The organism is Lysinibacillus sp. PWR01 (assembly GCF_043359455.1).
GTDB lineage: Bacteria > Bacillota > Bacilli > Bacillales_A > Planococcaceae > Lysinibacillus > Lysinibacillus fusiformis_F.
In genome coordinates this window covers 201,147-212,371 of sequence record NZ_JBHERJ010000096.1, presented here as the reverse complement: position 1 = coordinate 212,371, position 11,225 = coordinate 201,147, and the positions used below count along the sequence as shown (strand labels likewise).

Below are 11,225 nucleotides of genomic sequence, written 5' to 3'. Positions count from 1 at the left end.
GACGGTATGGGGTATTCCTTTTTTACAAATTGATTATCATATTGAAAGAAATGTGTAGATTGGCAGGAAATCCCTCATCCGAACGAGAAGGTCCTATATAGAGACAAATAACAAGGAGTGATGGCTTGCGTTTAACAAAAGGAATTTCTGGTTTCGATGCAGCGCATTTAATTGAGCAGGACATGCGCATGTTTCAGTCGATGGTGTACCATTTAGTGACAAGCGAACAACGAGCGAAAGTAAGGCAATTTATCGATGCAGCGCCCTTTATCTATATGCAGGCAGTGGTCGAAATTGATGGAGAGACTCTGACGATTCTTCATCATCGTTTGATGCCGTACATCGCCTTTGCCAAGCAGGAGGGGAGTAGCTTTACCTTTTTAACCAAGCCGCTGCTGCACAAATATTTTCCCATGCGTAAATGCTTGGAAGCGGAGACACTTGCCACATCACTAGCAAAGGATCAAGCATTGCATAGCCTATCTGCAACAGAATGGAAATACGTCTCTTATTTTAATAGCCAAACCATTGGCGACGTGATGTTCAATGCATGGGATTAAGGATAGTACCAAAGACGCAAGATGAAAGATGCTATAAAAAAAATTATATTGACCAAGTTATTTCTGGAAATATAGCAAAAATTCCTAAAACCGCTAATCGTCCTTATTAAATGGTAGATTTTTAATGATGGAATAGATTAGGAAAATAAGGGGTTTTTGCAGATGAAGTTCAAAACAATCAGTAGACGCATTGTTTTTTCCTTTAGCATTGTGATCGCAATTGTGATGGGGTACTTTGTTTACAATTATTTTGCTATCAAGCAAAGCAATGATGCGACAGAACAAATTGTACAGCAAGAATTACAACTATTAATCATCGATTACGAGCAGGCACAGTCTATTGATTTAAGGATAGCGGCAGCTAGAGGCTATGTGTTGTCTGGGAGAGAAAAGTATAAAGAGATATTTCAGGATAATGTTACAAAGGAAGTAAGCAACGAAGAAAAACGATCAGCATTATCTTCCTCGGGCGAATTCGGAAAATTTGCGGAGATGTCCAAGGAATGGAACCGTTATATTGAGCAGGAGGTATTTGCGGTATATGACGAAGGAAACACCGAGCTGGCTACCCAAAACCTTACGAAAATGGATGACACAGCGACGACCATTCGTGAAGGCTACGAAGGCTTAGCGGCGCAACGAAAGCTGGCCATTAATGAGGTAGGGACGGACATCATTGCCGCTGGGGAGCAGAAACAGCGAATTGCCATTATCGTAGGTGTTGGGATTGTTCTTCTAGCAGTGATCATTGAGCTATTAAGTGCTCGTGGTATTTCAAGACCGATTGTGACGTTAACCAAGCGTATGCAGCAAATGACCAATGGCGATTTAAGTGAGCCGCCATTGAAGATTCAATCGAAGGACGAAGTGGGGCAACTGATGGAAGCGACCAATACGATGTCAGATATTTTAAATCGTCTATTAAAGCACATTCAAACAGTGTCCAACGATGTGGCAGCACATAGTGAGGAGCTTCTTCAGTCGACTTCAGAGGTCAAAACAGGAACAGAGCAAATTGTTCATACCGTCACAGAAATGGCGAGTGGTACAGAACTACAGGCAGATCATGCATCAGATGTCGCTTCCTCCATGAATGATTTTGCTGGCAAAGTCACTACGGTTCATCACGGCAGTAAAGATGTTCAACAGTATTCGCAGGATGTGAAAGCTTTAACGCAAGAAGGTAGGAACTTAATGACCACTTCCACAAAACAAATGGAAGCAATCCAGCATACGGTGAAGGACGCTGTGGAACAGGTAAATGGCCTAAGTAAGCAAACACAGGAAATTTCTAAGCTTGTCGCGGTTATTCAAACGATCGCAGCCCAAACGAACTTACTCGCATTGAACGCAGCGATTGAAGCGGCCAGAGCTGGCGAACAGGGGAAAGGCTTTGCTGTGGTGGCGGACGAGGTTCGGGCTTTAGCCGAGCAGGTCGCCTTCTCCGTTGATGATATTACAGCGATTGTGAGAAAAATTCAGGATGATTCCCATGCAGTGACCTCCTCGCTAGAGCAAGGCTATGGGGAAGTAGAAAAGGGCACCTCACAAATGGCAGCAACCAATACGACATTCTACCGAATTGCGGATGCTATTGAGGCCATTGCCACAGGCATTGACGGTATGTCAGTGGAGCTAGCAGAGGTTGTTCACAATACTGTCACGATTCATAAAGCAGTTGATGAAATAGCTGCTGTCTCCGAACAATCAGCAGCAGGCATTCAAGAAACATCGGCTACCATTGAGCAGACCGCAAGCTCCATGGCGGAAATTAAACATAGTGCCGAGCATTTAGCAGAAATGGCTGAACAACTAAACGCCCTGATTCGTCAATTTAAGCTCTAGAAATTACCTGTAGATTTCAAACTTCCATCACATTTCATCTGTATACTAAGGCATTGGAAGGTGGAATCATTTTGAGAAAATATTTACTTTTATTATTGATGAGTACTTTATTCATGGCACCTGTTGCCTACGCCCATACGATGGATAAAAGCACACTATTCACAGATGTCCCTGAAACAGACGCCAATATTCAGGACATTATGGTATTACACAGTATTGGGCTTCTTGGGTACAATGGCAAAGATATGGCCTTAAACCCAACAGACAACCTCTCCCGCAAGGACTTTGCAGGCTGGGTAGGTGGCTTCTTTGGTCTTGAAGGAGCGACAGTGGATGAGCTAGCACAAGCAGCACAAAAAGAAGATTACGTGTCTTCGCTAGAGGGAGATATTACGTACAAGGAAATAAATACAGCACTTTTTCATCATAAACTAGAGCTAGCCAATCCTGACGCAACCATGACGAAACAAGAGTACATTGCATTCTTAACAGAGCACCTTACATTTGATATGGGCGGACATACGCTTATGCAAATGGGCGGCTTTGCAGAAGGACCAACGGGTACGATTGAAGACGTGGTAACAGGTGACCAAACAGGGATCATCATTGACGGTAAAACATACATGCTGTCAGGACACCCTCGCATCTTTGCCGATTCAACAGATGCCAAAAGCTGGGTAGGGCAACAGCTAGAACGCTCTATTTTCACAACAGCAGCAGATCACCACCATGGTCATGACGGTGGGCAAGAAGAAAGCCACGGCGACCATGCAGAAGGACACAGCGACAGCCACGAACACGAAGCATCCGCCACAGATGAAGCAACTCTACAATATGTGCAAATTAGCACTACACAAGTGGTGAAAGAAGATACCAAAGAAATGGAGTCTTCGAACGCCACACCAAGAGAAGAACAACAAGCAGCCGCATCTGATGACACAACATCCAACTCAAACACAGTATGGATGATCGCCATCCTTGCTGTACTAGCAGCTATTTTTGTTATTGTTTTTGTGAAACGCAAGAAATAATGTAAATTAAAAAAACCAGCAATGACCGAGGAAATTCGGTTATTGTTGGTTTTTTTAACAGGAAATTTTATTTATACAATAAATTTTAAGGATTTAAATTCTGCTTAGCTAATAAAAAATGTCGTCAGTTGGACAATATCTTCTTATCCTATTCTGATTTAAAACCCACTTAGTTAATGAAAAAACAATTTTAGTAATTGTCGTTGTTGTTTTACCAGTTCCATTTAAATTCCACTTAGTTAATGTAAAACTCAATATCCATTGGAGAGGTGATTACACCTACACCCTCATTTAAATTACACTTAGTTAATGTAAAACAAATGCCAGCAATAAGCGTTTTTACATCCCATTTTGAATTTAAAATCCACTTAGTTAATGAAAAACGAAAGCGTCAATTGCTTGTATATAGTGGATTATTCAATTTGAATTCCACCTAGTTAATGAAAAACAATAGCATTAATTTCCATCAAAAGCCTCCTTTAACAATTTAAAATCCACTTAGTTAATGAAAAACCTATGCGAAAGTAACGACTCGTTGCTCACTTTTTTTATTATTTAAATTCCACTTAGTTAATGAAAAACGTTAAAGCTTATGCTACAAGCGTCAAGGGCGAAGTAATTTAAAATCCACTTAGTTAATGAAAAACTATCGCAAATATTATTTCAGTCATGTGATTGGTAAAAAATTTAAAATCCACTTAGTTAATGAAAAACATACCTCACTTAGTTCTTGGTGGCGCAACGAGGTATTTTAAAATCCACTTAGTTAATGAAAAACGAGTTATTCACCATCAACAATTTCTTCGATTTGCTCCATTTAAATTCCACTTAGTTAATGAAAAAACATATGTTTCGAGCCATTTTGCGACATCGTAACTGAATTTAAATTCAACTTAGTTAATGAAAAACTTAATTCTGGATTGACAGAAGATAATCCAGCTTTAACATTTAAAATCCACTTAGTTAATGAAAAACTAGCACAAAAACAAATCGAAGAATATTTTATAGATATTTAAAATCCACTTAGTTAATGAAAAACCGAGTCATTGAATTTGAGACAAGTGATTTACCTTAATTTAAATTCCACTTAGTTAATGAAAAACTTACGGCTCAAGATCGGCATGGTGTGGCTATTAAAGATTTAAATTCCACTTAGTTAATGAAAAACATGTACGTAGCCATAATTCGTGATTATCAAAGCCCTATTTAAAATCCACTAAGTTAATGAAAAACAATTTTAGTAATTGTCGTTGTTGTTTTACCAGTTCCATTTAAATTCCACTTAGTTAATGAAAAACTTAATGCCTCTGCTAGACTAAATCTAATATTATCAAGATTTAAAATCCACTTAGCTAATGAAAACGTTGTACCATTCATACGAGCATATAGTTTTGTAGCATAATTTAAAATCCACTTTGTTAATGAAAAACTGAATGTATCCATGATTAGTCTCAATCAAAGCTTTATTTAAATTCCACTTAGTTAATGAAAAACTTTGTTTTCTTTGTATCCTTACCACCCTTGGTAAAAATTTAAAATCCACTTAGTTAATAAAAAACTTAATGGTCGTACGTTGAAAGGCTTTTACAATTGAATTTAAAATCCACTTAGTTAATAAAAAACCAGGTATTTATCACCAATATTGCTGATAGAGAATAATTTAAAATCCACTTAGTTAATAAAAAACCATTGTTGCTGAACTTATGAAAGTATCTCCATCACATTTAAAATCCACTTAGTTAATAAAAAACTTCGTGCAGTATGTGAGCCGGCAATGTTTGAACTAAATTTAAAATCCACTTAGTTAATAAAAAACGTAATTTTAGCTGCTAATAATTCTTGTTCACCAAAATTTAAAATCCACTTAGTTAATAAAAAACCTATTTCAATTTTTAATAGCTTTATTGCAAAGTATATTTAAAATCCACTTAGTTAATAAAAAACTCCACCAGAACAGCCACAACCGGTACAAGTCCAACATTTAAAATCCACTTAGTTAATAAAAAACTGAATCACCTCTGTAATGATGCAGCTCGCTAAGTTATTTAAAATCCACTTAGTTAATAAAAAACAAGGTTGCAGATATATCAGATTACCCAAAACACACATTTAAAATCCACTTAGTTAATAAAAAACGCTATAATGCAGAACAATTTACTGCAATATTAATCGCATTTAAAATCCACTTAGTTAATAAAAAACTTTACTCTAATTCAAGATGTGCTTGTTCGGTTTTAATTTAAAATCCACTTAGTTAATAAAAAACATGCAGATAATAAAGTAATAAGACGTTTATCCAATATTTAAAATCCACTTAGTTAATAAAAAACTGACCACCTAGCTTCACTCCAGTAGCGTTTTGAAGAAATTTAAAATCCACTTAGTTAATAAAAAACAGACTCGCTATAATGAGCGTGGTATTGATGATTTTAATTTAAAATCCACTTAGTTAATAAAAAACGTACATGGGCTTTGTTTGCTGACAAGGGGGCTACAGGATTTAAAATCCACTTAGTTAATAAAAAACTGAAGATGGTACACAGTTCTTAACTGTTATGACTAATTTAAAATCCACTTAGTTAATAAAAAACAGAACTGAAACGGTTATGGGTGCAGTAGAGAATGCAGATTTAAAATCCACTTAGTTAATAAAAAACTTAATCTTTTTGATGAAGGAACAACAGAACGCATTAATTTAAAATCCACTTAGTTAATAAAAAACCAGATAATTTCGGTATTGATATTAACGTTACAGAAAGATTTAAAATCCACTTAGTTAATAAAAAACGATATATCAGGTCTGGATATGCTCAATTTTAATTTATTTAAAATCCACTTAGTTAATAAAAAACAATGTTTTAAATCCGCGACGTGTTTTCTTTTCTACATTTAAAATCCACTTAGTTAATAAAAAAACTTATACTACAAGATAAAAGAAAAGTCAATACTTTTATTTAAAATCCACTTAGTTAATAAAAAACTTTTACTTCAGAAACCTTCACTGGTGTTGGTACTTTTATTTAAAATCCACTTAGTTAATAAAAAACCTAGATAAGCGTGTACAATCAATTACGTTTAAGAAATTTAAAATCCACTTAGTTAATAAAAAACTGGGAGGCGTTGGTTACAGTGTCGGTGGATACCGAATTTAAAATCCACTTAGTTAATAAAAAACGCAGGATAATCAGGATTAATACGTAGAGCAGTATCATATTTAAAATCCACTTAGTTAATAAAAAACATTTTGCTTTTTTTAGATAACATTGAACTTTTTAAAATTTAAAATCCACTTAGTTAATAAAAAACGGCAGAGTTTGCAGACGAGTCGATAGCAGCTTATTTATTTAAAATCCACTTAGTTAATAAAAAACTTGTTTGGTAATTTTGATAAAAAACAATGAAAATCCATTTAAAATCCACTTAGTTAATAAAAAACATAGTTTGAGTGAGGCGTTAGATGATTGTAAATATATTTAAAATCCACTTAGTTAATAAAAAACAGGTCTACATTTATGAGTAAGAAAGAACGAGGTGCATTTAAAATCCACTTAGTTAATAAAAAACCCACCTTAATCATACTCAAAAAAACCTTATTTTTCAACGCTTTATCGGGTTGTACGTGGCGACCAATATCATTTTTTTGCAGTCAATCGGTAGTCCAGAAATTTCCCTTTGTCATTCAAGTGTCTCAATGCTAGGCATGGTAAGCTTTGAAGGGATTTAATGCTGTAAAATGATTCACTGCAATTTTATATAAAGAGGGGAGAATCAATCCGTTCCATTCAAGTAATAGTTCATGGCGAGCACATGCTCATATGGGGTTTTCTATCTACGTTAAATATTTTCATACTTTATAAATTTGCCTTACTCGTGTTACATCCTCATCATGAGCAATCGGCATATACTTAGTGCTTTAACAACTTCAATGTGAAGTTCATATTTGGGGAGGAATATAGGCTCTTGGTTGCTACTAGTTACTGTCAGTTTTTTGATTAGATGTAGTTGAAGAGGGTAAAGGAAATTAAATGAAGTTTAGTTAGCATTACTAAACGTAATCAGCTAGGTAAAAAACCTACTCGAATTAGTCTCAAGTAGGCTCTTTTGCTGTCTTTTTTAAAGAAAGTAAGAAGTTGGAGTAAGTAAATTTCCACATAGTTAATATAAAATGAGATAATTCTCTGAAAAACTAAATCTTATTTGAAAATATATATTTAAATTCCACTTAGTTAAACAAGACTTTTCTATCTTATCAAGAATAGAGAAGGAATTAAATAAGAATAAAATCCCAAAATATATTTTAATCCTATATAATTTCAATATAAGTTTTAAATTTCAGATAATATTGACTTTTTATGAAAAACAATTTAATATAAATGTAAGCCTACTCACGAATCCTCCCTAAATTTATTTTAATTATATTCGTGAGTAGGCTGCGAAAAAAAGGAGGTGAAGCCAAATGAGGTTGCAGATTACTATGGAAGCGGAGAAAATACCTAAGCACTATCACTTTTTAGCTGGGAGTATAGTTAAAGCTGGACTATCTTCGTTCAATCAAGAATTAAAGGAAAGTTTGTATAGCTTTGAGGAACATCAAGCTAACAAGGCGATGCGTCCTTTTACAGGAGCGATTTATTTAAATGGTTATACGCTAGAAGGTGATGAATTTATCATCCATCAAGACATTCGCATGACCATTTCTTCATCTGATATAAATTTTATGATAACTCTGTATAATGGCTTACTTGAGCATCAGCAAATGCAATATAAGTCATATACCCTACACATTAAGCATGTTAAGTTTTTATCTGAAAAATTACCTACAAAATCTCAAGCTCTATTTAAAACAAACAGCACCATCATTATTAAAGATAAAAACAATCAATATTTAAATATTGATGATCCTAATTATGAGAAGGAATTGAATTATGCGGCGAATGAATGCCTAAAATCTGTTGTTGGGCGAACATTACATCAGCCACTTGTTTTTACACCAGTCATGATGCATAAAAAAGTTGTGCAGTTAAAGCATGACAAGTTTAAAAATTTAAATGAAAAAGGAATTCTTTATTTGAATGGTTTTGAGGGAAGCTTTGTACTAGGAGGACATCCAGAAGATTTAGCTTTATTAACGCAGACGGGTATTGGTTTTAGAAGATCACAAATGCTAGGCTGCATTGAAATGGTGAATGAATAGGAGGTGAAGTGAATGATTGAACTACAGTTAGATGAAACAATTTACAATGCAAGTATTTTGGGACTATGCCGTGTATTTGACTATGCAAAACTAGAGTATAGTAAGAACGATCATCAGACTATTAGTTTTCCAGAAAGCAATTTAGCGAACTTTGAAGAACATTATTTTGCCTATTTATCTGCTCAATATGGACATGAAACAAATTACCATAAAATGACTAATTCTAATATTGTAGAGTTTTTATTAAGAGCGAAAACTGACATAGGAGATGAAAAAAACTTAGAACGGCTCAATGTCCATATTGAAAAAGTGAAGTACTGGCTGTCATCGAATAGTTATAAGAATGTCTATCCATTTCTGTCTGCGATTCCATTTGATTTTTTAGAGGCTGCAAAAAGTTTAAAAAAGGTAACACAGAGGAAAAAAGAAACCTTGGAACAAATACAGCCGCAAATTGTAGACGCTGTGGACGCATTACTACAAATTGTCGAGCATTTAAAGCATAAGGATGCAAAGCGATTTATCATCCCACGTGTCCTTACATATCAAGTTATTCAAAGTTTTTGGTCCAATGTTTCCTTTCTAAATAGCAATGCGAGTAAAAAGGATCTCTATGATGAATATTTTAATTACTTCATCAAACCTGCTGAAGATTTTCTAACGTCAAAGAAAGATGAAAAAAAGTATGAAAAAAATAAATTAACATGTGCGTGCTGTGACAACAAAATGAAGTCTATCTCAGAGGCATTTGATCTTACTTGGATACAAAATTTAGGGGTTGATGGTGCAAGAAAGTCCTCGCATTATTGGAACCATCAGCGCAATTTATTTATTTGTCCAATCTGTAATATTGTGTATAGTTGTCTGCCATTAGGTTTCACATTGAAAAATGGGATAGGTCTCTTTATCAATAGCAATCAATCCATTGTAGAGTTACTATCTTACAATAAAATCCAGTTGCGCAATGATAGAGGAGAAGAATATACACGCGATAAGCTGGAGGAAATGGCCTATTCAAAAATTATCAATGAAATGTATCAACACGCAGAAAACAAGAAGAATGTAGAAATTGATAATATCCAGATTGTTAAATATGACAAAAATAATGAATCCAGACCTTATACATTCAATATGTTATCCCGTGACAAAGCACAGCAACTGTATGATAGCCGGAATGACTTCCATTACTTGACGGGGAAATTTGTTAAGGAAAATGGAGACTATGTAAGCCTCTATCAAGAAGTTATTCGACGTTTTTATAATGGACAGCGCTTTAGTGATTTACTCTATCGTTTAATACGTTTAGTTATCGATGGAAAATATGCTGATACTTTTTCTATCTACAAAATTCTGAAAATTTCGAATTATGGGTTAAAGGGAGGTTCACATTATATGACAGATAAAGAGTTAAGAAGTATTCGGATTAGCGGCTACGAATTAAGAAAAGTATATCGAGGTCAAGAAACAAAATTAAATGCTATTTCGCACCGTTTGTTAAATGCTTTAAAAGTAAAAAATCCTAATAAATTTATGGAAACAATTGTACAGGCGTATAGCTACAAACGCCATGAAAAAGTAGGTATCCCCATATTTTTCACAACAACACTAAGTGATATTGAAAAATTCCAAACAATTGGCTACGCATTTTTAATAGGATTAAATGGAAAAGATTTCGAAAAAGAGGATATGGCAAAGGAGGAGCAAGTAAATGAATAAAAAAGGATTAACAGTCAGTATGATAGTTGAAGCAGAAAGTGCCAACTATGGTGAGGGTGTTGGGAACGTTGCTTCTTTGAAAAAAATTTCCCGCGGAGATCATGAAGTGTACACGTATATTTCACGTCAAGCATTGCGTTATAACATTGTCGATCAAATGGATATTAATCACACGCCATTAGGTATGGATGGCTCCGTTATTCAATTTCACCCAGAGGCAACAATCGCAGATTATCCTGAAATTGATTTGTTCGGCTATATGAAAACGGTAAAGCCAACGAAAACTCGTGCTGCCGTGGTACGCTTATCCAATGCTGTCGCATTGGAAAGTTATAATACAGATTTAGAATTTTTAACGAATAAAGGGTTGTTTGACCGCCATAAAAGTGCAACAGCTAATGAGGAATTAAGAGGTGGAAATATTGCACAAAGTGAAATTCATAAATCCTTTTATGCTTACACACTGACGGTGGATTTAGATAAGATTGGGATTGATACAAATGATCAAATCGAAATTCCATTAGAGGAACGTGCTGAACGTGTTATTTCTTTATTACGTACATTAAAATTTTTATATCGCGATATAAAAGGGCGTCGAGAGAATTTAGCGCCAATTTTTGCGATCGGTGGTGTTTATGATTTAAAAAATCCATTTTTCGAAAATCGGTTAAAGCTTCAAAATAATAAACTTGCCGTTGCAACGGTTGAGGGAGTTTTAGCATTGGATTCACATATTCAACAACATACACATGTTGGCTTAGTCAAAGGATTATTAGCAAACGACGAGGAAATTGAGCAAAGTTTACAAGCCAAACCAATGGCAGACTTCTTCGCGCTGCTAGAGCAGGCTGTATCAGACTATTATAAGTAAGCAGGTGA

At 34.9% G+C, this 11,225-nt stretch carries 6 protein-coding genes and 1 CRISPR repeat array; all 6 genes read left to right on the top strand.

The annotated features are described in order from the left end of the window. Positions 1-188 precede the first annotated feature (188 nt). The 6 genes from ACEVFT_RS23305 (at position 189) to cas7i (ending at position 11,217) form a co-directional block, all read left to right on the top strand. Entirely contained in the window at positions 189-560 is a 372-nt protein-coding gene (locus tag ACEVFT_RS23305) for a hypothetical protein (protein ID WP_393951466.1), read from the top strand. A gap of 162 nt (positions 561-722) precedes the next feature. Next, positions 723-2,405 (top strand): methyl-accepting chemotaxis protein, encoded by a 1,683-nt coding sequence (locus tag ACEVFT_RS23300; RefSeq protein WP_393951465.1) that lies wholly within the window; start codon positions 723-725, stop codon positions 2,403-2,405. Between the two features lie 71 nt (positions 2,406-2,476). Then, positions 2,477-3,436: a hypothetical protein gene (locus ACEVFT_RS23295; protein WP_393951464.1), complete on the top strand. Its 960-nt coding sequence runs from the start codon at positions 2,477-2,479 to the stop codon at positions 3,434-3,436. 222 nt (positions 3,437-3,658) lie between these two features. Beyond that, a CRISPR array of direct repeats spans positions 3,659-7,000; the repeat unit is 29 nt; unit sequence ATTTAAAATCCACTTAGTTAATAAAAAAC. An 892-nt stretch (positions 7,001-7,892) separates the two neighbouring features. Continuing rightward, positions 7,893-8,630, top strand: coding sequence for a CRISPR-associated endoribonuclease Cas6 (gene cas6, locus ACEVFT_RS23290; RefSeq protein ID WP_393951463.1), 738 nt, complete (start codon positions 7,893-7,895; stop codon positions 8,628-8,630). A gap of 12 nt (positions 8,631-8,642) precedes the next feature. Next, the gene (locus ACEVFT_RS23285) at positions 8,643-10,346 is read left to right on the top strand and encodes a Cas8a1 family CRISPR/Cas system-associated protein (protein WP_393951462.1); all 1,704 of its coding nucleotides are present in this window, start codon (positions 8,643-8,645) and stop codon (positions 10,344-10,346) included. Further along, positions 10,339-11,217 (top strand): type I-B CRISPR-associated protein Cas7/Cst2/DevR, encoded by an 879-nt coding sequence (cas7i, locus tag ACEVFT_RS23280; protein WP_393951461.1) that lies wholly within the window; start codon positions 10,339-10,341, stop codon positions 11,215-11,217. Before ACEVFT_RS23285 ends, cas7i begins: the two co-directional genes overlap by 8 nt. Positions 11,218-11,225 lie beyond the last annotated feature (8 nt).